The organism is Sporosarcina sp. ACRSM (assembly GCF_022346545.1).
Classification (GTDB): domain Bacteria; phylum Bacillota; class Bacilli; order Bacillales_A; family Planococcaceae; genus Sporosarcina.
Genome location: NZ_JAKRNU010000004.1, coordinates 294,486 through 319,248, shown reverse-complemented (window position 1 = coordinate 319,248; position 24,763 = coordinate 294,486). Strand labels below are relative to the sequence as shown.

Sequence of the window (24,763 nt, the reverse complement as noted above, 5' to 3'; positions counted from 1 at the left end):
CTTATCAACGTTTTGTTCAAACTTATAGACATACAAACAACTTCATAAACGTTCTCCACATAGTTCTCAACACTCCTGAACAACTACACAACGCCTTCATAAAACTTATCAACATTCCACTCAAACTAAACAACACCACTCCAATTTTTTCGCAGCAAAAAAACCCTCTTCCACGAATGGAAAAGGGTTTTGAAACGAAAAATTAACGTTTTGAGAAATATACAGATAAATTCTACGTGTGTTGAATACATCCTAATCCATTTATATCAACGTTTTGGGAATTGTTATATAGATAAAAATGTATGAAAAAAGATTGATATTGATATTACTTGAACCAATTTGAACCAAAACGATGGATGTTAGTTGAATACAATTTTTTTGAATATACTAAGGTTTTTATACTATATAATATTGTCCAACACGTTCCATATGTGAACAATAAGGACAAGTAAATGATAAAACCTCAAATAAATCCGTATACGTATTAGTATTAAATTCCTTTGAAAAAGTTAAATCATACTTCATATTTCTTATAAGACTATTGACTGTTTTGGTATTCTCATCTGCATTAAATATTTCTTCAAATAAAGTGATTGATACTTCTATCATAAAAGTCATTATATAGGTGATTTTATCATAATACGTTTCCCAATGTTCCTGCCATACTTTTTCATCAGCAAAAATAACAAAATTTCATCCATTAAAACCTTAAGATAGTGAACTTCATTGTAATCTAAATGTATGTATATTGTGCCATCAGTTGCTAACAACTCTTTTGCTATCTCTAATCTATTTTTCATGAATGTTAACCAAGTAGAATGATTAAAGCGATCATTATATATAAATGAATCTCCGCTAGTATTAAAAGGAGGATCAATATAGATTCGGTCTCTCCCTTGAAGAATCTTTTGTACAGCCGTTTTTAAGTTATCAAAAAGTCCTTCAGTTGGAACTCCGCCAAAAAATTCAAACGCATGAACAAAGCCATCTAAGAAAGAAGCTTCTTGCTTTTCATGTATGTACGCTCTTACAAATCGTAACCGACTTGCCGAAAGCTGAATACATAGATGAGGTAAACTCAGCTCTATCTCACAAACTTGAAAGACATGAAAAAAATTATGAGCTACAAAATTTATTAAACCTGATAGATATTGAAGTGACAAATAAAAAACTAAAGACAACTCTTTTCAACGAATTAGAATCCAAGCAAAATAAAATAGAACAGCTCGAAAAAGAGCTTAAAATAAAAGAAGAAAGTATATTATCGTTAAAAAAATCACATGAAGATTTTAAAAAAATGAATAAACAGCAACAAGAATTAATTTCACAGGCTTTTCATTACTTTCTAAAAAAATCTTCACAAGAAAATTTGATTTTTTTTGATTCTGCTTTAACCAATATATTCTCAAACCCATTAGATTACCTTTCGTTATTCAGGGAGGAAAAGACTCAAAATCAAAATAATATAGCTGATTTTTTTAAGAACAGACTAAAAAATAATTAAAAAGTAGATAGTAATACACTATCTGATTACGGCCAAGGAATGTACCACTTGTGTCTTTTTTTACCAGTGATTGCCACAAAAGTTACCACCTGTTGCCACCGTATTTATCAATTGGGAGATTTAAAATTAATGTAGGATTAAACAAGTCTAATTCCCGCCTGGTTTTTGGCAAGGAATTAGGCTTTTAGTGTTCAACAATCGCGCCCTTTAACGGTTGTTAATGGTCCGTGTTGCGTTTATGGAATTCAAAAGCAGTTATTTAGCTTTAAGGGTGTGCCTCTGCATCTTATTAATTTAGTTTCGTATATTTTAAACTTAAAAAGCCAACAATGGAATTAATATCGAATTTTACCGTTCTTTCAAAAATGCTTTTTAACATATAGAGGTGAGGAATGTACATGTTTGGGAAAAAACAATCAGATGAAAATAAGCCTGTTTCTCAATCAAACGCAGAATCAGAATTATCAATAGAGACTCTAAAAAAAGCCCTCGTTCAAATGGATGATGCGGAATTTGTGGAAATCAACATTTCTGAAAATCAAAATGTTGATCTTATTTACGTAAGAACTCTGATTGACCAAGAAAGATTAAATGAAAGCATTCTAAAACCTTTATCTAACTGTTCCAAACAATCCATTCAGGAATGCATTGTTCACTCAACAATAAACTCCATTTCCACTTTTAAAGAGGCAAAAAAGGAGCTGTTTAAAGGGTCAGTCTTGTTATTTGACTCTTCGTCAAACCTTTGGTTCGCTATCCCTTTAGAAAATCCACTTGGACGTGCAATTGAACCATCCGATACTGAAACCATCCTTTTAGGAGCAAAAGACAGCTTTAGTGAACAGCTAGAACAAAATATTACGCTCATTCGTAGACGTCTTCCAACACATGATCTGAAAACAGAGAAGTTCACCGTTGGCTCTTTAAGTGAGACAAATGTGGTCTTATTGTACATAGAAGGGCTGACCAATCCAGAATTTGTTTCAACCGCCAAAAAGAAGATTTCGGAAATTAATTATGATCTCTTCGTTGATTCTTCTCAAGTATCGGCATTCATCGAGGAACATCAAAACAGTATTTTTCCTCAGTTTCAGCAAACTGACCGACCTGATGATGTTGCTAATTCTCTGGGATTAGGAAAAATTACGATTCTGGTAGACAATACACCTTTTGCTCTCGTTGCCCCAATTACTATTTTTCATTTGTTCCAATCACCAGAGGATTATATTAATCGATGGGTAGTTGCCAGTTTTTTGCGCATCATCCGATATGTAAGTTTTATTCTGTCTATCACCTTGATCCCATTCTACGTGGCATTAACAACTCATCACTATCAAATGATTCCTTTACAAACACTTTTCGTCTTGGTGGAGTCAAGGAGCAAGCTTCCGTTCACTCCTTTTTGGGAAGCATTTATCATGTTGATTTTTATTGAAATTATAAAAGAAGCAAGTTTAAGGATGCCAACAAAGACTGGTCAAACGCTTGGGGTTATTGGGGGCATTGTAATTGGTCAAGCAGCAGTTGAGGCTGGTATGGCAAGTCAGGTGTTAATTGTCATGGTAGGGATTTCAACTATCGGATCCTTTCTTATTCCTAATTACCTTGTGACAAAGGCGAATTCATTGATTCAATTCATTCTTCTTGTATTTTCTTCGTTTCTTGGGATAGTAGGGATTGTTCTGGCAATGATTATCGTTTTAGCTCACCTTAATGGCTTGTCTTCACTCAAGCAGCCATATTTATCCCCTGTTGCCCCTTTCTACGGAAAAGATTGGCTTGACCTATTTATTCGAGGGCCTTTAGTCAAAATGAAGGAGCGTCCAGAACATATTAAACCGCTGAAGATGAAGAGATATCAAACTAGGAGATGAACTGATGGAAGCCCTTCAATTATTTAATAAGAATGAAACCTATAATGGGTTCTATCTCATGTTGATGGTAAATCGCCTCCAAATGCTTTACTTTTTTTTGATTATGCCAAGGTTTTTGATCCATCCATATATGATTTGGGTGATTATAGCGGTCGGCATATTGTCTCAACTAAACATTCTTCTTTTATCCAAATGGTTTTTAACCCGGTTTTCTAGCGAAGGATACAACGGATTTGTACGATTATTCGGAAAAAAACTTGTACGTCTCCTCTCATTCATCGGGTTGTTCTTTATCCTGCTTAAAATTTTCGTGATTATGTTAGGATTCTCGGAAATGGTTCAAGTATTTATGTTTCCAGCTACAGATTCAAATTGGCTTATCTTTTTTATTCTGTTGTCTTGTTTGTATGTAGCATGGAAGGGCGTTGAAAAAACTATACGTTTTGTCGTGATTTCATTTTTGTGTACATTTTGGATGATCTTATTCTTTGCTTTTTTCTTCTTTCCTCCAATAGCTCAACTCAGTGATTTGTATCCGATTATTCCAATGGAATTAAGTGCGGATTCCTGGAAAGGAATATTTTTAATTTTATCTTCATTTTCAGGGCCTGAATTTCTGGTATTTTTGGGACCGTGGTTTAAAACAAATAATAAGACATTTCGCTATTTGTCTTATGGCAATGCTCTAACCGTTATAGAGTATGTATTCTTATATACGGCGTCCTTATTCTATTTCGGTTCCAATTATTTAAGCAAAAGTCAATTTCCAATTGTTACTATGGCCCTTTATTTTCAAAATCCAGTAATTGAACGTATTGATATGGTCATGCTTTCTTTGGAGTTATTTAACATCGTCTTTGCGGTTTCAATCTTTATACTGTTGTTTTATGGAGCATCTAAAATAGCTAATGGGAAAATGGAGAGACCATCCAGTCGAGTAGGCTTTTTATTCAGTGTATTCATTATTTTAATTGGAATGATTCTTGTGAATGAATGGATTTGGAAGTCAGATGAAAAGCAGGTTATTTTACTTAATCTTCAAATTTTAGCAGGAAGCTTAAGTTACTTAGTGGTTCCAATTACTATTATCGTAGTGATGAAGATAAAGGGGGTTAATAAACATGAGACTACAAAAGAAGATGGCTAAAAAAATGTCAATCATACTTATGGCATTATGGTTAACTGGATGTGCCCCTTTTACTGAAAATAATATTATTGAAGAGCTTACTCCAGTCACATTTTTATCACTGAGTAAAGGGGATGAAGGTAAAATAAAAATCAGTACGATTTTGCCTTCTCTAAGCAAAGAAAAAAAGAGTGTAATGACGGAAGAAGTAAGCTTAATAAAGGAGGGATTAAGGAATTTTAATACAAACTTCTACCAGGAAACAAAAACTGGGCAAATGCGAATGCTGATAATTAATGAAGACCTCGCTAAAAACGAGGGGATTATGTCCATTATTAATGTGTTATTGACTGATCCGGATATTTCTTTGAGAATCTATTTAGTTATCGTAAAAGGAAATTTTGAAGAATATTTGGAAAATAAATTGGACGAACAAGACAATCTTGATTACTCTTTTTACCGAATGCTGAAGCACTATGAGGAAGAAAATCAGGGAGAATTTAGCGTCGTTAATCTATATGAATTTAAAAAAATGTTATATACTCCTTATTCAGATCCTTTCTTACCTGTATTCAAAATAGAAAATGACGCTATCAGCTATGAAGGTACAGCCCTGTTTCAAAATGATAAATTAGTTAAAATAATAACAACTTTTGATGATCGTATCTTCCAGCTGTTACACAACAATCACTACTTAGCAGTTTTACCGATCCCAGAATTAAAAGTTGTTCTAGGTCATGTTAGGTCTAAAACGAAAGTGGATATCAATAAAAGCTTGTCTACAATAACCTATACAGTGAAGATAGACTCAAGAATTGAAGAATACCGGGGAGAAAAGCGATTATTTGACCCAAAGGGTTTAGAAGATTTGAAAAAAGATATCCAATCCAATTTTGAAAAGCAAACACAAGAACTAGTAAAAAAGATGCAAGAATTGAATGTGGATCCATTACAGCTAGGCATTCATACATTAAAACCATTCTCAAAACCAATGGATGAAAAAAAATGGATTGAACTTTTCGAGAAGATGGACATTAAGATTGATTATCAGATTAATATTAAGCCTTTGACGGATTCAAACGCAAAAAGTTAATTACATTAAAAGCAAAAAACGCACTCACGTGTATGGTAAAGTCTTTTTAAAAAACTACAGATTGCTTATTAGAGAATAAAAAAAGCGATTTAAATCCCACCGTAAAACCCAATAGAAAATACTATAAATGAAAAATCATTTTCGGTAAAGATTTGAGAAGGACCTTCAACTATAAGATTCTCTTTTACTGCACGTATTTTAAATTCGGCAGAGTTGAAAGAAATGACGATCAAATAAGTCACGTCAAATACCTATGTATACATCATAGCTGCTAGTTGTCCTGTAGAGGATGATCAGAGTGAAACTCTGATTAATCCTCTACAGGAGAGCAAGCGAAGCGCGGTAGGAAAGATGAACAACATCTAATCTAGGAAAAGAGCAATATGCGACAACTATCTGGACAAACACCGAAAGTATCAACAGTAAGGAATTTTCTATATTGTAATAAAAAAGTAGATGCTTACCTTTAATTTTTATTACAATATTTCACTATGTCTTCTAAATTTTAACCTATAAATGCAATTTTCTTTAAAGGCATTGCTCCACAATATGGCCCGTTTGCGGAAGGCTGATTTTTTGGAAAACATTCAAATTTGTATAACAACTATAACATTCATACCTTTCACCTTCCAAAAGATATGAAGTGGTGAACGGTATGTCATTCGTTGGTACATTTTCTCGTCTCATGTGGACAAACTAAGAGAACTTAGGTTAAATTATTCAGTTCATTACTCGTGTAATACAGATCTTTTACAAGTATTATTTCAGTTTTATCTTTACTATTAGTTATTTTCGCCACAAAAAAACTGGCGAAAATAATATAACGTTGAAAGCATAACGATTTATTATTTCGCCTTGAAAATTCCATACCTATAAGCAGACCAATGACGTTTGCTGCATTATTAAGTATTGCTGATTTAAACACCTCGCGTGGATGAACAAGTGAGGCATTCAACGAACCAACATGACAACGATGAACTGCGATTACATTATTTTTCGTATTTAAACACATAACAAAAAACACTTCTCGATCATCACGACCAATAAAGCGAGATGCTATTTTTGCTCCATCTTCTGGACTGCGAATAATGTAATTTACTCCTTCTTCTGCCTCTCGAATTACTTGTTCAATGCGTACAATCTCTAAAATGGTTTCCATCTAGATCAACCTCTCTATTATTTTTTGACCTTTTTGGTCACCACAGAGAGAATCTTCGCATCGATTAATGTCAAGTGGCGTAAGTAGCAAAGCTATCAAGTGATTCGTATATGTTTTGGGGAAGCCCAATGAATTAGGGTGCGTTAAAAGCGTTAATTGCTTTCTTACGCACCTTTATCCTACTTGGCTGACTCATAACATCCGAAGAACGAAGACCCTTTACATAATCGATAATTCGTCTCTGCTTTACAGACGAATTAGGAGATTACAATTAGGTGAGCTGAAAAGGAAAAGAACAGATACAACATCCTCTTCTTTTGATTTTTAGAATGATTCAGCTCATTTTTTAAATAATTTCTTTTTAATATATTCATTCGCTTCAATTCCCTCTTTAAGATCAGGATATTCATCCCTTTCAAACAATTTGTTTTTTAGTTCATTTTCATCAAATTTAACATTTGGAAAAAGATGTTCAAAACACATTTCTACTTTTTCTATAAATATTATCTTTTTCGCTTCTTCTTCATACTTATATCCAACAGTGTCGCTATAAGTTATTTCATCATATCCATTTTCCATCAACTGATTTTGATATTCTACAAAAAGTTCAAATTGTTCTTCCGCTTTTTTCTCTACCCATTTTTCATTTAAATACTTGTCTCTACGACGTAATAAATTTTTCATTTTTACTTGTTCAATTTTTAAAACGTCATCTCTCTTATACTTAATATCTGCATTTCTTTTCGGAGGTGGTGAAGTAATGTGTCCAATTTGCAACTCATCTATCCATCTTTTGATTGTCTTCGGCGTCACAATATCAGGTGTCTGATATTTATCTTCAAAATACATTAAAATTTCCTTCGGGCTTACTTCTTCTCCTAACCCATTTGATTTTTTAAACAAAATAAACATCTCCTTTAACTTTCAGTAATAACAAAATTAAAAATGTCTTAATAATTACTATTAATGTACTTATAAAACATACTAACATAACAATATTTTATCGCAAGCAACCAGACTATATGTCTGTATTAATGTCCGTATAAACACTGTATAATTGAGGTAAGTTCAAAAGGAGGTGAAACGCCTTTGATTAGAAAAGGACATCATCTTTCTAGCTTGGAATGGTCATATCCTAACATAATGAGCATTGATTATTTCCTAGAAGATTTTAAAAGTGAATTGACTTGCAATAACGTTAACCATAATCTTGTGCTCCTTAAAGATTACAGAAACAAATTAAGACAAGACGTTGTTATTCTAACTTTTGGAAATTGCAAGTTAGAAATCCAAGGAATCGATGAAGCTGTAGGAACAATACGAGGGCTTGAAAATGTACTAAACAAAATTAAAACAAATTAAAGAAAGAGGTTTTGCACTATGCCGATTGCAAATGCGTGGGTATTTACAGAAACAAAATTTAAAGCAGATGAATTTTTAAATAACACAGGAAGTATTTACAGATTGGTTTCACAACGTCCATACGTAAGTAAGAAAGAGCCAGATGAAAAAGGAGTCACTCTAACTTTGCTAATTACTAAAGACGAGACTGACTACGGTGTCGATAAGAAAACTGGAATGAAACGTGATAATAACACATTAAATACCTTTGATGTGACTGTCTTAAATAATAAAGAATACATTGATGTGAAAAAAGGCGAACACGTTCGTCTAATAGACTTCATACCAGAGAAATCCTTTATTATCGGTTTTGACTTAATACTTCGATTTAAAGATGTAGAGAAAGTCAATGTTAAAACAAGGTAGATTTAGAACACCAAGGCAACAAAACGGGATATTCATATACAGTATGTGCTTTATGCTTTCTGCAATAACTTTATTAGTGAATTATATTGACTCCCAACTCGAGTTGGGAGTCACAAAATACATTAATAGTATATTTTTCGGCTTTATGATTGTAATATTTCTGAGTCAAATAATGATATGGCTAATCCGTAATAAAGCTAATAAAGGCATGAAGTACGCTATATATCATTATCTTACTGTATTAAAGTTAAGAAAATCGTTTCTAGATGCTAGCTATTATAATAAAAGATTTTATTTTAATAATGAAGTAGCAGATTTGCCGAAAATAAAAGTTGATTTTGCCGATGATTTTTCAAAAGCTAAATTACTTATTGAAAACATCAATATTAATAAAGATATTGGCAATGTAAATATTTCTTTTGCATTGAATGATTTTATAGTTGATAGAGCCTATTTATCAAACGATGAGAATTACCATGTTTTTGAAATATATGATAGCAACATTGACCAACAATATAAATTTGATAGTTTTGACGAATTAAAAAAACAATCAGCTCAGGTCGATGACTATACACTGCTTATTGATAAGTCTATTGCAATTTCTTTATATGGTACTTTACTTGTCGGGCAAACCGGGTCAGGAAAAACTTATGCACTTTATTCTCTTATTCTTCAAATGCTAATTAAAAATGTGCTTTATAATATTTACTTTGCTGATCCAAAAAACTCAAGTCTAGCTGTACTTGGAGAGAAAATATCAATAGAAAATACTGCCACTGACATAGAAGATATTATTGAATTACTAAAGAAATTTAACGAAGTTATGATAGAAAGAAAAGCGAAAGTAAAAGAAAAACTTAACATGAAATTAGAAGGTACTTATGCTGACTTCCAGTATGAACCCTATATCTTTATATTTGATGAGTTTGCAAGTTTTCAAACTGTATTACAGACAATGGAAAAGAAGAAACGTGATGAAGTTATGAAATTGTTATCTCAGGTAGTTTTACAAGGTAGACAATTAGGCTTTTTCTTATGGATTGTTATGCAAAAATCAGATGCTACCCTATTACCTACTAATTTACGTGAAAATCTGCCAGTAAAATTTGTGCTCGGCAATGCTGAAAAACAGACTTATACAACTGCATTCGGTACTGGGGTAGATATACCAGAGAAAAACTTTCAATTAGGTCAGGGTGTCTTTACTTGTCCAATTGTAGCGAACACACCTAAAATTTGTCATTTTGGTTATTTGAATTTTGACATATTGGAAGCTGTGAACCACTTAAAAACATGAGCGGGGGTTATGTAGTAACCCCCGCTCCGCAAAACAAGAAGATCACAACTGTTATTGAAATATCAATGTTTATTGACTTGAAAGGAGTGATTCTTTGTTAGATGTTCAAGTCGATGAATTTACACTAGTTCTACAATCCACAAAAAGACCTAATTATATTGAACAGTGGGAAGGTATGGCAATCAACATCATTAAAGAATTTGTTAGATTGTCAAAGATAGAAACAGTATTAGGCAAGTTAGAAGATGCGACGCAGTCATTGCCACAAGGATACTCAAATGGATTTAGTTGTGAAGGTGCAACGTATTATTTTGCAATTGCTTATCATACTGATTTTGTACAAATGGGAATTTGTATAAAGTTCTCTGCACATGCTTGGATGGAATACAGGAAGCAATACGAATCATTATATGGTCATTCAATACAGTTACATCAATTCTTTGCAAATATAAATAACAATACTTTATACACTTCTAGGCTTTCTAGAATTGATATCGCAATTGATTTTATCAATGAAAAGGTTTATGTAAATACGATTTACAATCAACTTTCTAAAAAAAATCAAATCGTTAAAACCGCTTCAGGAAGAAGAAATCACTCGATTTTATCGGCAATAACGAAAAATAATATTACATCAACCTTCTACCTAGGTTCAAAAGGTAAAAATATTAAGGCTTTATTACGTGTCTATGATAAGAAAAAAGAACAACTTGAAACGATGGGTATTCGCTATGAAGAAGCTTTACAATACGATAATTGGGTACGTTTTGAAGCAGTTTTCAAAGGTACTTATGCTCACGATTTATCGGATGAATTAGAAGCTATAAAAAGTGATACAGAACTGAAAGATTTACTCGTATCAGCTTTAACTGACCGTTATCAATTTTATTATGCTAAATCTGACAGACTGACAACTTACAGTAAGAAAATGCTTGATTTGCTGAATCAAAAAAGTTTTATGTTTAGTTCCCCTTCACCTCGAATGAACTTGTTAGAACAATCACAGAAGCATATTTTAAATGGTTCTGGATTATTTCCATATTTGTATAAAGTATGGCGTTTATGGGGTGATGAAGGTTTAAAGAAGTGTTTAGCATTTCTTTATAATGAATTTGAAAATTATGAGCCGAATGATGACGTTATATTATGGCTAAAAAAATATTCTGTATTATATACCAATCAAGGTTATCCGTTCAAAGTAGAAAATTAAAATAAATTCCTAAATAAAATAATAAATATAAAAGGAGAAAATGCCCTTATGAGTATTAATATGACTACAAAAGACTACCCATTTCTTTTAACGAGAGAACAAGCATCACGTTTTCTAGGTATTGACCCAAAATCATTTGATAAATATATACGTTCTCATAACGATCTTGACCGTTTCATGATTGGCAGACACGAACGATACACAATGAAATCCTTAGTACACTTTATCGAAAGACACTCTGTTTAAAATGTCGGTAGTTGCTAAGATGCTAGTTTCAGAATACAATACAGATGTATTCAACTAGCATCTATCAACTTTATTTTTGAAAGGGATTGATAGCATGGCTAGTATTGTAAAAAGAGGAAAGTCATACCGAGCACAAGTTTCTTTATACAGATATGGAGAACATAAAAAGCTAACTAAAACATTTCCGACTAAGAAAGAAGCGCAGCTTTGGTCTTTAGAGATGGAATTAGCGAAAGGAGAAGGAAAAGAACTTGCTCACAGAACAACAACATTTGCAGATTTCTTCGAGAATTGGATTTATCTTGTAAAGGTTAATGACGTTAAAGAAACGACATTTCAAAATTATGTTCGTACTTTAGGAGTTATTAGAAATTTATTTCAGGATATCCAATTAAAAGATTTAAATGATATTGTTGTTCAGAAGAAGATTGATGAGTACGCCAAGACACATTCTCGAAAGACAACACATGAGGTACTTCTTAAAATAAAAACATCTTTACGTGATGCATATGCTCGTGGCTATATTGCAAATGATTTTGCTCGTTTAGTAAAAACACGTGGAGAGAATCCACCTAAACGGAATAAAGCATTATCTATCACCGATTTTAGAAAGCTTCGTAATTACGTTTTACAGCACCCAGAAGACGAATTTAACTTACTAGTATTACTTGCATTAGAAACGGGGATGCGACGTGGAGAACTACTAGCAATACGCCCAAAGAGTCTTTATGAATTCGGAATCCAAGTTAGACATTCAATTAGTCCTACTTCTGATGACACTTCATTAAAGACACAAAATGCAAAACGTGATGTTTCTATTAACAAAGAAGTGTATGAACTCATTCGTAAAATTCCTGTTAAAGAGAATGGTTATATTTTCAACTTTGGCGGTTTTAAACAGTCGGAACAATTAGCGGAGTTATTGAAGAAATTAGATATTAAAAAGACAACGTTTCACGGTTTAAGAGACACTCATGCATCATTTCTATTTTCTCAAGATATAGATATTGCATATGTATCCAAACGATTAGGACACATAAACATACAAACCACACAGAATTATTATCTGGAATTAATGCCAGAAAAAAAGCACCAGCAAGATGCCGATGCTTTAAATCTGTTAAGTGCTTTATAAGGTTCAAGTTAATTTGAACCAACTTGAACCAAAAAAGCTCTGTAAACATTGATATATCAATGTTTCGATTAACGTTTTGAGAATTGTGGTGCACGACGAGCGCCTTTAAGACCGTATTTTTTACGTTCTTTCATACGAGCGTCACGAGTTAGAAGTCCTGCAGATTTCAATGTTGGACGGAAATCTGGGTCTACGTTAAGAAGTGCACGTGCAACGCCGTGACGGATTGCGCCTGCTTGTCCAGTGTAACCGCCACCGTGGACGTTTACATGGATGTCGTAGCTTCCAAGAGTTTCTGTTGCAACGAGTGGTTGTTTGATCACTTCGCGAAGTGTTTCAAATGGTACGTAGTCTTCTACGTCACGGTTGTTGATGACAATTTTGCCTTCTCCAGGAACGAGACGTACACGAGCTACTGAACTTTTACGACGGCCAGTGCCGAGATATTGTACTTGTGCCAAAGGTGTTTCCTCCTCTTAATTATCCGCGAAGCTCGTATGCTTCCGGTTTTTGTGCCGCATGCGGATGTTCCGCTCCAGCGTATACGTGAAGTTTCTTGAATGTTTGACGACCTAAAGGACCTTTTGGAAGCATTCCTTTAATCGCAAGTTCAAGCATTTTAGTTGGGTAGTTTGTACGCATTTCTAGCGCTGTACGTTGTTTGATGCCGCCAGTGTAACCTGAGTGACGGTAGTAGATTTTGTCTTTCAATTTGTTACCTGTAAGCTCGATTTTTTCAGCGTTGATGATGATCACGTGATCACCTGTGTCAACGTGTGGTGTAAACGTCGGTTTATGTTTGCCGCGTAAAAGTGCTGCAACTTCAGAAGCAAGACGACCAAGCGTCTGTCCTTCAGCGTCGACAACGAGCCATTTACGCTCTACTTCGTGACCTTTAGCCATGAATGTTGTACGCATGTTTTTTATCCTCCTAAATGAATATCAAGTCTGTTCCGTTTTCTCTATCCCTAAACACAATTAACCTTCCGGGGCTTATTTGTGGGGTTATTGAAATACCATTATTCATCTTATAGTGAATTCCACAATAAGTCAAGTGAAATCCGTAAAAACACCAGGAAAAGTTGCCACGTCAGTCATAGGTGACACTGTCTAGGTACAAACCGTGTGCTGGCGCGGTTTTACCGGCTTTTTTACGGTCGCGGGATTCGAGTATTTTCCGAATATCGTCCGGGGTGTTCCACCCGATTCCAACAGCGAGCAACATGCCGGCAATCGTCCGGACCATGTTGTATAAAAACCCGTCGCCTTCGATCGTCATGATGAGAAATTGCTCTTGTTCCTCCAGCGTCAGCGTCCTCACTGTCCTCACTTTGTTGGAAGTGGCAGTCTTCGATGAACAGAAACTCGTGAAATCATGCGTTCCGATAATCTGTTCAGCTGCCTCCCTCATCAATTGGACATCCGGACGCCATCTGCCGAGATGAACCGCGTAATTGCGTTCGAACGGGCTTTGCACTTCACTGTACGACCATTTGAAGACATACGTTTTCCCTGTGGCAGAGTAACGGGCGTGAAACTCCTTATCCACATACTCTGCACCAACGATTCGAATGTCTTTTGGCAATAAAACATTGAGTGCCATCATCCAGCGATCCTCTGGCAGTGACAAAGGTGTATCGAAATGAATGACCTGTCCATTAGCATGAACACCGGCATCTGTGCGGCCGCTCGCTACGGAATAGATGCTTTTATCCTTATGGACTTTCACTAATGCTTTATCGATTTCGGACTGGACGGTACGCATGCCTGGTTGAAATTGGTACCCTGCAAAATTTGTACCGTCATAAGCGACGGTCGCTTTGACACGCTTCAATTCCAATTCCTCCTATCCCCTAAACAGGACGAGAATAGCGGCGAGAACAACGAAGAGGCCCATCGTCACCGTGTCGCGCCAATGCCATTTCAATTGCCGGTACCTCGTTCTGCCTTCGCCGCCACGGTACCCGCGGACTTCCATGGCGACAGCCAAGTCTTCCGCGCGCTTGAAGGCACTAACAAAGAGGGGGACGAGCAGCGGGATGACTGCACGTATCCGCTGTTTGATGGAGCCGGTGCTAATATCCGATCCCCTTGCCAATTGCGCCTTCAAAATCTTATCGGTTTCATCCATCAACGTCGGGATGAATCGAAGGGAAATCGACATCATCAGCGCCAGTTCGTGAACAGGCAGTTTAAACCGTTTGAACGGCCCCAATAGATCCTCGATCCCATCCGTAATAGCGATCGGCGATGTCGTCAGCGTCAGTACAGACGTCATCAGGACGAGCACAAGAAAGCGGATGGAAATGAATATCCCTTGCTTTAACCCTTCCTCGTAAATTTTGATGAACTTCCAATCAAGTAAAAGTGCTCCTTCTCTCGTGAAAAAGATGTGCATCAAAAATGTAAAGGCGATTAAAAATAAGATCGGCTTCAACCCGTTGATCAGAAAGTACAGACGGATACGGGAACTGTAAATGACAAGCAACGTAAACCCTAAAAGAATTGCATACGTCACTGTATTATTCGCCAGAAAGACTGCAATAATAAATAGAAATACGAAGGATAACTTCGAACGCGGGTCAAGCTGATGAACAAAGGATTGACCAGGTATGTAACGGCCGAATATCATCTTCTCTAACATGGACGGTCCTCCCCTTCCGAGGCAGCCTGAACGATCGCTTGTGCAAGTTGCTCTTCTGTCAACGCCAGGCTTGGGAGCGGACGTCCGATCAGCTTCTCTATATCGCGCTGGAATCTCACAGAACGCGGTAGACCGAGTCTGTAAGTGGAAAGCTTGTCCTCATCCCCAAACACTTCCTGGGGCGTCCCAGACATCACAGAGCGGCCGCCATGCATCACGATGATATGATCCGCATAACGGGCAGCATCCTCCATGCTATGTGTTACCAGAATAGTCGTCAGACCCTCTTCCACATGTAAACGATGGAAGAGATCCATGATCTCCTGCCGTCCCCTTGGATCCAGTCCGGCAGTCGGCTCATCCAAGACGAGAACAGATGGCTTGAACGCCAGTACGCCCGCAATAGCAACGCGTCGCATTTGCCCGCCAGAAAGATCGAATGGCGACTTCTGTGCGACTTCTGGCGGCAAACCTAACAGCTCAATCAACTCATGCGCACGACGCCTCGCTTCTTCCTCAGGTACGCCGAAGTTCATCGGCCCGAACATGATATCCTTTTCCACCGTCTCCTCGAATAGCTGGTGCTCAGGAAACTGAAAGACGATACCGACATGACGACGGACATCTTTCAAGCCTTTCGCTTTCGTTTCGGCAGAAATCACCGTATCGCCAATTCGAATCTTCCCTTCTGAAGGCTTCAATAAGCCATTCAAATGCATCAGCAAGGTCGACTTCCCTGAACCGGTATGACCGATGATCGCAGCATAGGAGCCCGAACGGATCGTGGCATCTACACCTTCTAATGCCCTTTTCTCAAAAGGCGTATCTTTTCCGTATAAGTACCCTACTTGCTGAAGTGAGATGTCCATAGCTCATTCACCAACTCTTCTTCTGTCATATGCTCACCGTCAAATGCCATCCCATATTCCCGCAACAACCCGGACACTTTCAAAGCAAATGGCAAATCGAGACCGATCGCTTCCAATTCTTTGCCCCGTGCAAAAACTTGTACTGGAGTGCCAATGGTGAGCACCTTTCCTTGGTTCATCACAATGATGCGATCCGCCAGTAAAACTTCTTCAAGATCATGGGTAATGGAAATGACCGTCAAGCCCGTCTTTCGTTTCAAGTCCGCAACGACTCGGATGACCTCATCACGTCCTTGTGGATCGAGCATGGAGGTTGCTTCATCCAAAATCAGCAATTGTGGCTGCAAGGCAAGTGCACCCGCAATAGCGACGCGTTGCTTCTGTCCACCTGAGAGGTGGTGAGGCTCCTGATCGAGGAAGTCACTCATTTTAACTTGCGCAAGCGCATCATGGACACGGGTCACCATTTCCTCAAAAGGGACGCCGTTGTTTTCCAATGAAAAAGCGACATCATCCTGGACGGTTGAACCGACAAACTGATTATCCGGGTTTTGAAATACAATCCCCATCCGCGAACGAAGCTCCCATAAATTCTCCTGTGTAAGCCTTTCAAGGAACAGATTGACATTCCCTTGTTCCGGAAACAATAAACCGATCATCAATTTCGCCAGTGTCGATTTGCCCGAACCGTTATGGCCAACAATCGCAATCCATTCACCGTCGTGCACGGTGAAGGATACATCGTCCACAGCCTTTTTCGATTCCCCGCCATCCAACTGATAAGAATAAGATACACCATCCAACGACAGGATTTCTTTCATGCCTCCCACCTCCGGCTATATAAGGGTATGTATACTACGAAAGATCCCTTGCATAATAGCAAGGAATCCTTGATTGTAAATAAAAAAAGCGCGCACCTCATCCAAAGAAATGCGCTCATATCTATATCTGATGCCGGGTGCTCAATCCGGCACAGCGGATGAGGTACGTAGAGCTAGACCTGACGGGAAAACCGCCGATCATCACACTCAGCTTTTCAAGTTGTCGTATAAATCATAGTACAAAAGGGGTGCCATAACCGCACCCCTTGAAGAAAGCAATTATGCCTCGGTCTAGATCCACATTGTGAATCAACCACCGGAGACCTTAATTTTATGTAGCAGGGGGTTCGTCCCCTGCTACATAAAATTAAACAAGTTCAATTACGACGACAGGTGCACCGTCACCGCGACGAGGTCCCATTTTCATGATACGTGTGTATCCACCTTGACGCTCAGCGTAGCGTGGAGCAACGTTATCAAACAATTTTTGGATTGCAAAGATTTCTTTCTCGTTGCCTTCTTCGTCCGTAGTCGTAACGAGTTCACGACGGATGAATTGTGCCACTTGACGACGTGCATGCAAGTCCCCGCGCTTTCCAAGCGTGATCATCTTCTCAACAACTGAACGCAATTCTTTCGCACGCGCTTCTGTTGTTTGAATACGCTCATGTACGATAAGGTCTGTCGCTAAGTCGCGAAGCATCGCTTTACGTTGTGAACTTGTACGTCCAAGTTTTCTGTATCCCATAGAAGTTTCCCTCCTTCAATCTATAAAATCAGCTCAATCTTCCGTGCGTAACTCTAAGTTAAGCTCGTCCAACTTCGCCTTCACTTCTTCAAGTGATTTGCGGCCAAGATTTCGCACTTTCATCATTTCTTCCTCAGACTTGTTCGCAAGTTCGAGTACCGTATTGATGCCTGCACGTTTCAAGCAGTTATAAGATCGAACCGAAAGGTCTAGTTCCTCAATCGTCATCTCAAGGACTTTCTCTTTTTGGTCTTCCTCTTTTTCCACCATGATTTCTGCAGTTTGTGCTTCGTCTGTCATGCCGACAAAAATGTTCAAGTGTTCCATCAGGATTTTTGCCCCAAGTGAAACAGCTTCTTTTGGACCGATACTACCATCTGTCCCAATATCAAGTGTTAACTTATCAAAATTTGTTAATTGACCAACACGAGTGTTTTCCACTTGGAAGTTAACGCGTGTAACTGGAGTGTAAATAGAGTCAATCGGAATAACACCAATCGCAAGATCCTCACGTTTGTTCTGATCAGAAGGTGCATAACCTCGACCACGTACAGCATACATCCGCATGCGTAAGTGTCCGTTTTTACCAAGGGTGGCAATAGGTAGTTCCGGATTCAATACTTCTACGTCACTATCATGTGTGATATCCGCAGCCGTTACTGTCCCTTCGCCTTTCACGTCTATCTCAATTACTTTTTCTTCATCTGAATAGATTTTGAGAGCTAGTTGCTTCACGTTCAAAATAATTGTCGCAACGTCTTCAACGACGCCTTCAATTGTTGAAAACTCATGAAGTACTCCATCAATTTGAATAGATGTTACAGCTGCTCCAGGCAATGAAGATAGAAGAATACGGCGTAGAGAATTCCCTAAAGTGTTTCCGTATCCACGCTCAAGTGGTTCGATGATAAACTTACCGAACTTGGAATCTTCGCTGATCATAACTGTTTCAATCTTCGGTTTCTCAATCTCGATCATTTACTTACCCTCCTTCAAAACGTCGAATGGTTTGGCCGTTCCATATTGAAATCGATTTGTTACAGACGGCAAATTGCAATCGCACAATTCATTTTTGACAAAAATTGTGTTTCTCAATCAAATGGAGCACAAGCCATTATACACGACGGCGTTTCGGCGGGCGGCATCCGTTGTGCGGAACCGGAGTAACGTCTCTGATTGCAGTGACTTCAAGACCTGCTGCTTGTAGCGAACGAATCGCTGCTTCACGTCCAGCACCTGGACCTTTAACAGTAACTTCCAACGTTTTCAAACCATGCTCCATAGATGCTTTTGCAGCTGTTTCAGCAGCCATTTGTGCAGCAAATGGAGTCGATTTACGGGAACCTCTGAAACCAAGCGCACCTGCACTTGACCATGATAATGCATTCCCCTGCATGTCAGTGATTGTTACAATTGTGTTGTTGAACGTCGAACGGATATGTGCAACACCGGATTCAATATTCTTTTTCACACGACGTTTACGAGTTTGTTGTTTACGTGCCATGTTAAGAAGATACCTCCTTTACCTATTATTTTTTCTTGTTCGCTACTGTCCGTTTAGGACCTTTACGAGTACGGGCATTGTTTTTCGTGTTTTGACCACGAACAGGCAAGCCACGGCGGTGACGGATACCACGGAAGCTTCCGATTTCCATCAAACGTTTAATGTTAAGTGAAGTTTCACGGCGAAGATCCCCTTCAACTTTCAATCCGTCAATCTCTTCACGGATTTTATCAAGTTCAACATCCGTAAGATCACGAACGCGAGTTTCTTCAGATACTCCAGCTGCAACTAATACTTTTTGAGCAGTTGTTTTTCCGATTCCGTAAATGTAAGTTAAAGAAATTACAACGCGCTTATCGCGCGGAACGTCTACACCAGCAATACGTGCCATATAGATTGTGCACCTCCTTCAGAATTAGCCTTGTCTTTGTTTATGTTTTGGATTTTCACAGATTACCATTACACGGCCGCGTCTGCGAATAATTTTACATTTTTCGCAGATCGGTTTTACAGATGGTCTTACTTTCATCTTACCCAACCTCCTTCAATATTCCGGAGTGCAAAAGTTTATTTAAAACGGTATGTGATACGACCACGCGTCAAATCATAAGGTGAAAGTTCCATTGTCACTTTGTCGCCAGGCAGGATGCGGATAAAGTGCATACGAATTTTGCCGGATACATGCGCAAGAATCGTATGGCCGTTCTCCAGCTCTACTTTGAACATCGCGTTTGGCAACGTTTCGACTACAGTTCCTTCAACTTCAATTACATCGTCTTTCGCCATCAATCCTGTCTCCCTTCTATATATCCAATAAAGGTTCTCACCATCGAGCGGCATCAGTCGCCGTTAAAGCTTCCTTCAACATATGTCCGGATTGCATGAGTGATGTTTGAAAGACGTCTGTCACATTTCGTTTCCCTTTAGTCAGTCCCCGACTACTTGTTGCGGAAAATCGCGCCGGAATGGATACGACTGTCCAGATTGCCGTGGATGAGTTCCCAGTTGCGTTATTCAGTTCCTTCTACAAAATACATACTAACAGCAAATAGAGAAGTATGCATTTCATAAGAATTGGAACTTTACGCCCGCTGAACTCCGATCAGTTCCTATACCGGGCATCATATGCTTTTGCAGCTCGTTGAAACGTTCTTTCCGTGCAGCAATACTATACTACCCAAAAAAGGCAAATATTATCTATGCCCGAAAAGGCTTACTGACCGCTTTCCTTCAGGATAACGTCCAGTTCCTTAAAAACGTCCTCGATGTCTTGTTGACCATCGATATTTGCCAATACACCTTTAGCATCGTAAAACGCCAATAATGGTGCTGTTTGGTTCATATTTACTTCCAGACGGTTTGTGACAGTTTCCGGATTGTCATCCGCTCGCTGATAAAGTTCTCCGCCATCCTTATCACATTTGCCTTCAACCTTTGGCGGGTTGAATTGCAAATGGTAGGATGTTCCGCATACTTTACAGATGCGGCGGCCTGTCAGCCTTGCGACTAGTTCGTCTTTCTCGACTTGGATGTTAAGCACATGCTCAATTTTTCTCCCCATCTCAGCCAGGAGTGCGTCAAGCGCTTCAGCCTGTGGTACTGTACGTGGAAATCCATCGAGTAAAAAACCTTTTTCGCAATCGGATTTGCTTAACCGTTCACGGACGATGCCGATTGTCACTTCATCAGGAACAAGTGCACCTTGATCCATGAACGATTTTGCTTTGACTCCAAGTTCCGTACCCTCTTGGATAGCGGCACGGAACATATCGCCTGTAGAAATATGAGGGATTTCGTACTTCTCGACAATTCTGTCTGCCTGCGTACCTTTACCGGCACCTGGCAAACCCATTAATACGATATTCATACGTTTTGCCCTCCCTATATTCTTATTTCATAAAGCCTTTATAATGCCTTTTCACCAATTGAGATTCAAGTTGTTTCATCGTTTCCAAGGCAACCCCGACAACGATGATCAAGCTCGTTCCACCAATTTGCAACGTCTGTGGAAGATTGGCGAAATTGATGAAGAAAATCGGCATGACTGCCACAGTAGCGAGGAAAATCGCCCCTACAAATGTCAATCTATATAAAGTGCTTGTCAAATAGCTTTGTGTATTTGCTCCTGGGCGAATGCCCGGGATATAAGCGCCTTGTTTTTTCAGGTTATCCGCAATATTCTCTGGATTCACTTGAATGAATGCATAGAAGTACGTGAATGCGATGATCAGTGCTAAGTAGAAAGCCATTCCAACGGGTTGCGTATAGTCGAAAACCTTTGTAATGGTCGCTGTCACACTGTTCGTTCCGAAAAAGGTCGCTATCGATTGCGGTGTAATGAAAAATGCTGATGCGAAGATTACCGGAATAACCCCTGCAGCATTAAGTTTCAATGGTAGATGTGTCTGTTGTCCGCCAGTCGATTGACCACGGCCTGTGACACGTTTCGCATATTGGATCGGAATTTTCCGCAGTGCTTCTTGCACGTAGATCACTCCGACAGTAACCGCAATGATCACAAGAAGCAATAAGAGCATAATCGCAAGTTTAATAAACAAAGCGTCTCCCGCATCTTGGATCTGAGTTGCGTAAAGTTGGTTGACCGCATTCGGGATCGCTGCGACGATACCGGCGAAGATAATGATGGAGATACCATTCCCCACACCTTTAGCCGTGATCTGTTCACCGAGCCACAGAAGAAATGCGGTTCCTGCCGTCAATACGATCGCGATAACCACATATGTCGAAACACCTTCGCTCTTTATCAATTGACCGTCATACATCCGGTTGAAACCGAATGACATGGCAATCGCTTGGATAAACGCTAGGACTATTGTGAAATACCTTGTGAACTGAGCAAGTTTCCGTCTTCCGACATCCCCTTGTTTTGCCCATTCGGTAAATTTAGGTACGACATCCATCTGCAATAATTGCACGATGATGGAGGCGGTGATATAAGGCATGATGCCCATCGCCAAAATCGAGAAGTTGGAAAGCGCACCGCCACCAAATACATTCAGTAATCCAATAAGATTATTATCGGTTTGCTGGAGTGCAGTGGCATCAACGTTCGGTACCGGAACAAATGTCCCTATGCGAAAAACGATGAGCACAAGCAAAGTGAAGAAAATTTTAGACCTTATATCTCGAACGCGCATAAAGTTGGAGATCGTCTGAAACATTAAACCACCTCGGTTTGCCCGCCCGCTTTCTCAATTGCTTCCTTCGCAGAAGCGGAGAATTTGTGAGCTTTGACAGTAATCTTTTTCTCAAGAGTTCCGTTACCAAGAATCTTAATTCCGGATTTAGCGTTGCTCACGACACCAGTTTCAATTAGCAATTCAGGTGTTACTTCAGTACCTTCTTCAAAACGGTTTAGTGTATCAAGGTTTACGATTGCATATTCCTTACGGTTAATGTTCGTAAATCCACGTTTAGGAAGTCGTTGGAAAAGTGGAATTTGACCACCCTCGAATCCAAGACGTACACCGCCGCCAGAACGTGAGTTTTGACCATCATGACCTCTACCGGAAGTTTTACCATGGCCAGAACCAGTTCCGCGTCCAACACGTTTGCGTTGTTTACGAGCACCTTCTGCTGGTTTCATTGTGTGTAATTTCATCTCATTGGCACCTCCTTATTCAAAAATTGCTATTATTGTTCGTTAACTGTAACCAGATGGCTCACTTTGTTGATCATGCCGCGGATTGCAACATTATCTTGGTGTTCAACTGTCTGATTCAATTTACGTAGTCCAAGTGCTTCAACTGTTTTACGTTGTGCCGGCTTAGCGCCGATCACACTTTTAGTAAGGGTGATTTCCAGTTTGTTCGCCATTGTGTTTCCCCCCTTAACCTAGCAGTTCTTCTACGGATTTACCGCGCAATTTAGCTACATCTTCAGCGCGTTTCAAACTCTTCAATCCTTCGATTGTTGCACGAACCATGTTGATTGGTGTGCTTGATCCGAGGGATTTAGAAAGGATATCCGTGATACCTGCAAGTTCAAGTACCGCACGAACTGGTCCTCCCGCAATAACTCCTGTACCAGGAGCAGCTGGTTTGATAAGGATTTGACCTGCACCAAAACGTCCAAGTACTTCGTGTGGAGTTGTTCCGCTGACCATTGGTACAACGATCAAATTCTTCTTCGCATCTTCGATTGCTTTACGGATCGCATCTGGAACTTCTTGTGCTTTCCCAGTACCGAAACCGACACGACCATTTTTGTCTCCGACAACGACGAGAGCAGTGAAGCGGAAACGACGTCCACCTTTCACAACTTTCGCAACGCGATTGATCGTCACTACGCGCTCTTCGAATTCACTTTTATTTTGATCATTACGACGCATGAAATATGTCCCTCCTTCTTAATTAAAATTCCAGACCGTTTTCACGTGCTGCGTCCGCAAGGGCTTTTACACGGCCGTGAAATAGATAACCGCCACGGTCGAATACAACTGACTTGACGTCTTTTTCAACAGCTTTTTTCGCGATCATCTCGCCGACTTTTGCTGCAGCTGCAGTGTCTGCTTTGGATTCGAAGTTGAAATCCGTATCCATTGTAGAAGCACTTGCGATCGTTACGGCATTCGCATCATCGATCAATTGAGCATAGATGTGCTTGTTTGAACGGAATACGTTTAGACGTGGACGAGCTGCAGTTCCGCTGATTTTCGTACGAACACGCGCATGGCGTTTTTTACGAGTAGCGTTTTTATCTTGTTTCGTAATCATCGTGGTCACTCCTTCCGGGATGCCTTAAGCGGCATTATTTACCTGTTTTACCTTCTTTACGACGTACTTGTTCGCCTTCGTAGCGAATCCCTTTGCCTTTGTATGGCTCTGGTGGACGTACTTGTCGGATGTTAGATGCAAGTGCACCTACACGTTCTTTGTTGATACCACGCACGATCACTTTTGTGTTCGCAGGTACTTCAACTTCTACTCCTTCTTCTGGAGTGAATTCGACCGGGTGAGAATAACCTACGTTCAATACAAGTTTCTTACCTTGAAGTTGTGCACGGTAACCTACCCCAACAAGTTCAAGTGTACGTTCAAAACCTTTTGAAACGCCTGTTACCATATTATCGAGAAGTGAACGTGTTGTTCCATGAATGGAACGGTGTTCTTTGGAATCAGAAGGACGGACCAAAGTGATCACATTCCCCTCCTGCTCGATTTTAATATCCGAGTTAAATGTGTTAGTAAGTTCGCCTTTCGGACCTTTAACAGTGACGAAGTTATCAGCAGAAACTGTAACCGTCACGTTTTCAGGTACCTCAATCGGCTTTTTGCCAATACGGGACATTCAATTGCACCTCCATTCATTTGTTACAAATTACCAGACGTATGCGACTACTTCTCCGCCTACTTGTTTAGCGCGTGCTTCCTTGTCAGTCAAAACACCGTTTGATGTGGAAACGAGGGCTATGCCAAGACCGTTCAAAACTTTAGGCACTTCGTTCGTTTTAGCGTAAACGCGAAGACCTGGTTTTGAAATACGTTTAAGACCTGTGATAACACGCTCGTTGTCTTGACCATATTTAAGGAAAATACGGATGATACCTTGTTTGTTATCTTCCACGTATTCAACATCGCGAACGAAACCTTCACGTTTCAAGATTTCTGCGATTTGTTTTTTCATGTTTGAAGCAGGTACTTCAAGCTTCTCGTGACGAACCATGTTCGCGTTACGGATGCGTGTAAGCATATCTGCAATCGGATCACTCATTGTCATTCCATTTACCTCCTTCCCAAATTTAGG

Annotated in this window: 31 protein-coding genes and 1 pseudogene; 9 read left to right on the top strand and 23 right to left on the bottom strand. The window is 39.1% G+C overall.

Annotated features, from left to right (window positions below):
* Positions 1-689: 689 nt before the first annotated feature.
* A pseudogene (locus MHZ95_RS08930) lies at positions 690-1,034 on the bottom strand (DNA methyltransferase); the annotation flags it as partial.
* On the opposite strand from MHZ95_RS08930, the gene MHZ95_RS08925 reads away from it, so the two are divergent.
* The 4 genes from MHZ95_RS08925 (at position 947) to MHZ95_RS08910 (ending at position 5,597) form a co-directional block, all read left to right on the top strand.
* Complete coding sequence (locus MHZ95_RS08925; protein ID WP_239390293.1) at positions 947-1,504, top strand: hypothetical protein; 558 nt, start codon at positions 947-949, stop codon at positions 1,502-1,504. The pseudogene MHZ95_RS08930 and the gene MHZ95_RS08925 sit on opposite strands and share 88 nt — an antisense overlap.
* A 398-nt stretch (positions 1,505-1,902) precedes the next feature.
* Positions 1,903-3,378 (top strand): spore germination protein, encoded by a 1,476-nt coding sequence (locus tag MHZ95_RS08920; RefSeq protein ID WP_239390262.1) that lies wholly within the window; start codon positions 1,903-1,905, stop codon positions 3,376-3,378.
* 4 nt (positions 3,379-3,382) lie between these two features.
* Positions 3,383-4,525: a GerAB/ArcD/ProY family transporter gene (locus MHZ95_RS08915; protein WP_370642966.1), complete on the top strand. Its 1,143-nt coding sequence runs from the start codon at positions 3,383-3,385 to the stop codon at positions 4,523-4,525.
* The gene (locus MHZ95_RS08910) at positions 4,500-5,597 is read left to right on the top strand and encodes a Ger(x)C family spore germination protein (RefSeq protein ID WP_239390261.1); all 1,098 of its coding nucleotides are present in this window, start codon (positions 4,500-4,502) and stop codon (positions 5,595-5,597) included. Before MHZ95_RS08915 ends, MHZ95_RS08910 begins: the two co-directional genes overlap by 26 nt.
* 706 nt (positions 5,598-6,303) lie before the next feature.
* Here the strand turns inward: MHZ95_RS08910 and MHZ95_RS08905 are convergent.
* Entirely contained in the window at positions 6,304-6,756 is a 453-nt protein-coding gene (locus MHZ95_RS08905) for a JAB domain-containing protein (protein ID WP_239390260.1), read from the bottom strand.
* A gap of 339 nt (positions 6,757-7,095) precedes the next feature.
* Positions 7,096-7,659, bottom strand: a complete 564-nt coding sequence (locus MHZ95_RS08900) for a hypothetical protein (RefSeq protein WP_239390259.1) — start codon at positions 7,657-7,659, stop codon at positions 7,096-7,098.
* 186 nt (positions 7,660-7,845) lie between these two features.
* Between MHZ95_RS08900 and MHZ95_RS08895 the strand changes: the two genes are divergently transcribed.
* The 5 genes from MHZ95_RS08895 (at position 7,846) to MHZ95_RS08875 (ending at position 12,411) form a co-directional block, all read left to right on the top strand.
* Complete coding sequence (locus tag MHZ95_RS08895) at positions 7,846-8,118, top strand: hypothetical protein (protein ID WP_239390258.1); 273 nt, start codon at positions 7,846-7,848, stop codon at positions 8,116-8,118.
* An 18-nt stretch (positions 8,119-8,136) separates the two neighbouring features.
* Positions 8,137-8,523: a hypothetical protein gene (locus tag MHZ95_RS08890; RefSeq protein ID WP_239390257.1), complete on the top strand. Its 387-nt coding sequence runs from the start codon at positions 8,137-8,139 to the stop codon at positions 8,521-8,523.
* Positions 8,507-9,820: an FtsK/SpoIIIE domain-containing protein gene (locus tag MHZ95_RS08885; protein ID WP_239390256.1), complete on the top strand. Its 1,314-nt coding sequence runs from the start codon at positions 8,507-8,509 to the stop codon at positions 9,818-9,820. Before MHZ95_RS08890 ends, MHZ95_RS08885 begins: the two co-directional genes overlap by 17 nt.
* Positions 9,821-9,914: 94 nt before the next feature.
* Positions 9,915-11,030 (top strand): replication initiation factor domain-containing protein, encoded by a 1,116-nt coding sequence (locus tag MHZ95_RS08880; protein WP_239390255.1) that lies wholly within the window; start codon positions 9,915-9,917, stop codon positions 11,028-11,030.
* Between the two features lie 340 nt (positions 11,031-11,370).
* Positions 11,371-12,411 carry a tyrosine-type recombinase/integrase gene (locus MHZ95_RS08875; protein WP_239390254.1) on the top strand — a complete coding sequence of 347 codons (1,041 nt, stop codon included), beginning with the start codon at positions 11,371-11,373 and terminating at the stop codon, positions 12,409-12,411.
* Positions 12,412-12,479: 68 nt separating this feature from the next.
* Here MHZ95_RS08875 and rpsI read toward each other — a convergent pair whose 3' ends face one another.
* The 20 genes from rpsI to rpsH all read right to left on the bottom strand — a co-directional run bounded on the left by rpsI (position 12,480) and on the right by rpsH (position 24,736).
* Entirely contained in the window at positions 12,480-12,872 is a 393-nt protein-coding gene (gene rpsI, locus MHZ95_RS08870) for a 30S ribosomal protein S9 (protein ID WP_239390253.1), read from the bottom strand.
* A gap of 19 nt (positions 12,873-12,891) precedes the next feature.
* The gene (rplM, locus tag MHZ95_RS08865) at positions 12,892-13,329 is read right to left on the bottom strand and encodes a 50S ribosomal protein L13 (RefSeq protein WP_239390252.1); all 438 of its coding nucleotides are present in this window, start codon (positions 13,327-13,329) and stop codon (positions 12,892-12,894) included.
* A 172-nt stretch (positions 13,330-13,501) separates the two neighbouring features.
* Positions 13,502-14,245, bottom strand: a complete 744-nt coding sequence (gene truA / locus MHZ95_RS08860; RefSeq protein WP_239390251.1) for a tRNA pseudouridine(38-40) synthase TruA — start codon at positions 14,243-14,245, stop codon at positions 13,502-13,504.
* A gap of 12 nt (positions 14,246-14,257) precedes the next feature.
* Positions 14,258-15,055 (bottom strand): energy-coupling factor transporter transmembrane component T family protein, encoded by a 798-nt coding sequence (locus tag MHZ95_RS08855; protein ID WP_239390250.1) that lies wholly within the window; start codon positions 15,053-15,055, stop codon positions 14,258-14,260.
* Entirely contained in the window at positions 15,049-15,924 is an 876-nt protein-coding gene (locus tag MHZ95_RS08850) for an energy-coupling factor ABC transporter ATP-binding protein (protein WP_239390249.1), read from the bottom strand. Before MHZ95_RS08850 ends, MHZ95_RS08855 begins: the two co-directional genes overlap by 7 nt.
* The gene (locus MHZ95_RS08845; protein ID WP_239390248.1) at positions 15,900-16,745 is read right to left on the bottom strand and encodes an energy-coupling factor ABC transporter ATP-binding protein; all 846 of its coding nucleotides are present in this window, start codon (positions 16,743-16,745) and stop codon (positions 15,900-15,902) included. The genes MHZ95_RS08850 and MHZ95_RS08845 overlap by 25 nt, the downstream gene beginning before the upstream one ends.
* Before the next feature lie 367 nt (positions 16,746-17,112).
* Entirely contained in the window at positions 17,113-17,493 is a 381-nt protein-coding gene (gene rplQ / locus MHZ95_RS08840; protein ID WP_239390247.1) for a 50S ribosomal protein L17, read from the bottom strand.
* A gap of 33 nt (positions 17,494-17,526) precedes the next feature.
* On the bottom strand, positions 17,527-18,471 hold the full coding sequence (locus MHZ95_RS08835) for a DNA-directed RNA polymerase subunit alpha (protein ID WP_239390246.1): 945 nt from the start codon (positions 18,469-18,471) through the stop codon (positions 17,527-17,529).
* Between the two features lie 136 nt (positions 18,472-18,607).
* Positions 18,608-18,997, bottom strand: a complete 390-nt coding sequence (gene rpsK / locus MHZ95_RS08830) for a 30S ribosomal protein S11 (protein WP_239390245.1) — start codon at positions 18,995-18,997, stop codon at positions 18,608-18,610.
* A gap of 25 nt (positions 18,998-19,022) precedes the next feature.
* A complete protein-coding gene (gene rpsM / locus MHZ95_RS08825; protein ID WP_239390244.1) occupies positions 19,023-19,388 on the bottom strand; it encodes a 30S ribosomal protein S13 in 366 nt (121 codons plus the stop codon).
* A gap of 24 nt (positions 19,389-19,412) precedes the next feature.
* Positions 19,413-19,526 (bottom strand): 50S ribosomal protein L36, encoded by a 114-nt coding sequence (rpmJ, locus tag MHZ95_RS08820; protein WP_084212378.1) that lies wholly within the window; start codon positions 19,524-19,526, stop codon positions 19,413-19,415.
* Positions 19,527-19,564: 38 nt separating this feature from the next.
* Entirely contained in the window at positions 19,565-19,783 is a 219-nt protein-coding gene (gene infA / locus MHZ95_RS08815) for a translation initiation factor IF-1 (RefSeq protein WP_060203457.1), read from the bottom strand.
* 427 nt (positions 19,784-20,210) lie between these two features.
* The gene (locus MHZ95_RS08810; RefSeq protein ID WP_239390243.1) at positions 20,211-20,864 is read right to left on the bottom strand and encodes an adenylate kinase; all 654 of its coding nucleotides are present in this window, start codon (positions 20,862-20,864) and stop codon (positions 20,211-20,213) included.
* A 22-nt stretch (positions 20,865-20,886) separates the two neighbouring features.
* Entirely contained in the window at positions 20,887-22,179 is a 1,293-nt protein-coding gene (secY, locus tag MHZ95_RS08805) for a preprotein translocase subunit SecY (protein ID WP_239390242.1), read from the bottom strand.
* Complete coding sequence (gene rplO / locus MHZ95_RS08800) at positions 22,179-22,619, bottom strand: 50S ribosomal protein L15 (protein ID WP_239390241.1); 441 nt, start codon at positions 22,617-22,619, stop codon at positions 22,179-22,181. The genes secY and rplO overlap by 1 nt, the downstream gene beginning before the upstream one ends.
* 32 nt (positions 22,620-22,651) lie before the next feature.
* Positions 22,652-22,834 carry a 50S ribosomal protein L30 gene (gene rpmD / locus MHZ95_RS08795; RefSeq protein WP_239390240.1) on the bottom strand — a complete coding sequence of 61 codons (183 nt, stop codon included), beginning with the start codon at positions 22,832-22,834 and terminating at the stop codon, positions 22,652-22,654.
* Between the two features lie 13 nt (positions 22,835-22,847).
* Complete coding sequence (gene rpsE, locus MHZ95_RS08790; RefSeq protein ID WP_239390239.1) at positions 22,848-23,348, bottom strand: 30S ribosomal protein S5; 501 nt, start codon at positions 23,346-23,348, stop codon at positions 22,848-22,850.
* 22 nt (positions 23,349-23,370) lie between these two features.
* The gene (gene rplR / locus MHZ95_RS08785; protein WP_239390238.1) at positions 23,371-23,733 is read right to left on the bottom strand and encodes a 50S ribosomal protein L18; all 363 of its coding nucleotides are present in this window, start codon (positions 23,731-23,733) and stop codon (positions 23,371-23,373) included.
* Between the two features lie 34 nt (positions 23,734-23,767).
* Positions 23,768-24,307: a 50S ribosomal protein L6 gene (gene rplF / locus MHZ95_RS08780; RefSeq protein WP_239390237.1), complete on the bottom strand. Its 540-nt coding sequence runs from the start codon at positions 24,305-24,307 to the stop codon at positions 23,768-23,770.
* Between the two features lie 30 nt (positions 24,308-24,337).
* Positions 24,338-24,736 carry a 30S ribosomal protein S8 gene (rpsH, locus tag MHZ95_RS08775; protein WP_239390236.1) on the bottom strand — a complete coding sequence of 133 codons (399 nt, stop codon included), beginning with the start codon at positions 24,734-24,736 and terminating at the stop codon, positions 24,338-24,340.
* Positions 24,737-24,763: the final 27 nt, after the last annotated feature.

Coding starts and splice junctions, on each gene's coding strand:
- rplM (WP_239390252.1), bottom strand. CDS start 13,329: ATGCGTACAACATTCATGGCTAAAGGTCACGAAGTAGAGCGTAAATGG.
- rplF (WP_239390237.1), bottom strand. CDS start 24,307: ATGTCCCGTATTGGCAAAAAGCCGATTGAGGTACCTGAAAACGTGACG.
- MHZ95_RS08845 (WP_239390248.1), bottom strand. CDS start 16,745: ATGAAAGAAATCCTGTCGTTGGATGGTGTATCTTATTCTTATCAGTTG.
- MHZ95_RS08835 (WP_239390246.1), bottom strand. CDS start 18,471: ATGATCGAGATTGAGAAACCGAAGATTGAAACAGTTATGATCAGCGAA.
- MHZ95_RS08920 (WP_239390262.1), top strand. CDS start 1,903: ATGTTTGGGAAAAAACAATCAGATGAAAATAAGCCTGTTTCTCAATCA.
- rplO (WP_239390241.1), bottom strand. CDS start 22,619: ATGAAATTACACACAATGAAACCAGCAGAAGGTGCTCGTAAACAACGC.
- MHZ95_RS08855 (WP_239390250.1), bottom strand. CDS start 15,055: ATGTTAGAGAAGATGATATTCGGCCGTTACATACCTGGTCAATCCTTT.
- MHZ95_RS08850 (WP_239390249.1), bottom strand. CDS start 15,924: ATGGACATCTCACTTCAGCAAGTAGGGTACTTATACGGAAAAGATACG.
- infA (WP_060203457.1), bottom strand. CDS start 19,783: ATGGCGAAAGACGATGTAATTGAAGTTGAAGGAACTGTAGTCGAAACG.
- rpsM (WP_239390244.1), bottom strand. CDS start 19,388: ATGGCACGTATTGCTGGTGTAGACGTTCCGCGCGATAAGCGCGTTGTA.
- rplR (WP_239390238.1), bottom strand. CDS start 23,733: ATGATTACGAAACAAGATAAAAACGCTACTCGTAAAAAACGCCATGCG.
- MHZ95_RS08875 (WP_239390254.1), top strand. CDS start 11,371: ATGGCTAGTATTGTAAAAAGAGGAAAGTCATACCGAGCACAAGTTTCT.
- MHZ95_RS08810 (WP_239390243.1), bottom strand. CDS start 20,864: ATGAATATCGTATTAATGGGTTTGCCAGGTGCCGGTAAAGGTACGCAG.
- MHZ95_RS08915 (WP_370642966.1), top strand. CDS start 3,383: ATGGAAGCCCTTCAATTATTTAATAAGAATGAAACCTATAATGGGTTC.
- MHZ95_RS08905 (WP_239390260.1), bottom strand. CDS start 6,756: ATGGAAACCATTTTAGAGATTGTACGCATTGAACAAGTAATTCGAGAG.
- MHZ95_RS08890 (WP_239390257.1), top strand. CDS start 8,137: ATGCCGATTGCAAATGCGTGGGTATTTACAGAAACAAAATTTAAAGCA.
- secY (WP_239390242.1), bottom strand. CDS start 22,179: ATGTTTCAGACGATCTCCAACTTTATGCGCGTTCGAGATATAAGGTCT.
- rpmD (WP_239390240.1), bottom strand. CDS start 22,834: ATGGCGAACAAACTGGAAATCACCCTTACTAAAAGTGTGATCGGCGCT.
- MHZ95_RS08910 (WP_239390261.1), top strand. CDS start 4,500: ATGAGACTACAAAAGAAGATGGCTAAAAAAATGTCAATCATACTTATG.
- rpmJ (WP_084212378.1), bottom strand. CDS start 19,526: ATGAAAGTAAGACCATCTGTAAAACCGATCTGCGAAAAATGTAAAATT.
- rpsH (WP_239390236.1), bottom strand. CDS start 24,736: ATGACAATGAGTGATCCGATTGCAGATATGCTTACACGCATCCGTAAC.
- rpsK (WP_239390245.1), bottom strand. CDS start 18,997: ATGGCACGTAAACAACAAACTCGTAAACGTCGTGTGAAAAAGAATATT.
- MHZ95_RS08885 (WP_239390256.1), top strand. CDS start 8,507: ATGTTAAAACAAGGTAGATTTAGAACACCAAGGCAACAAAACGGGATA.
- rpsE (WP_239390239.1), bottom strand. CDS start 23,348: ATGCGTCGTAATGATCAAAATAAAAGTGAATTCGAAGAGCGCGTAGTG.
- rplQ (WP_239390247.1), bottom strand. CDS start 17,493: ATGGGATACAGAAAACTTGGACGTACAAGTTCACAACGTAAAGCGATG.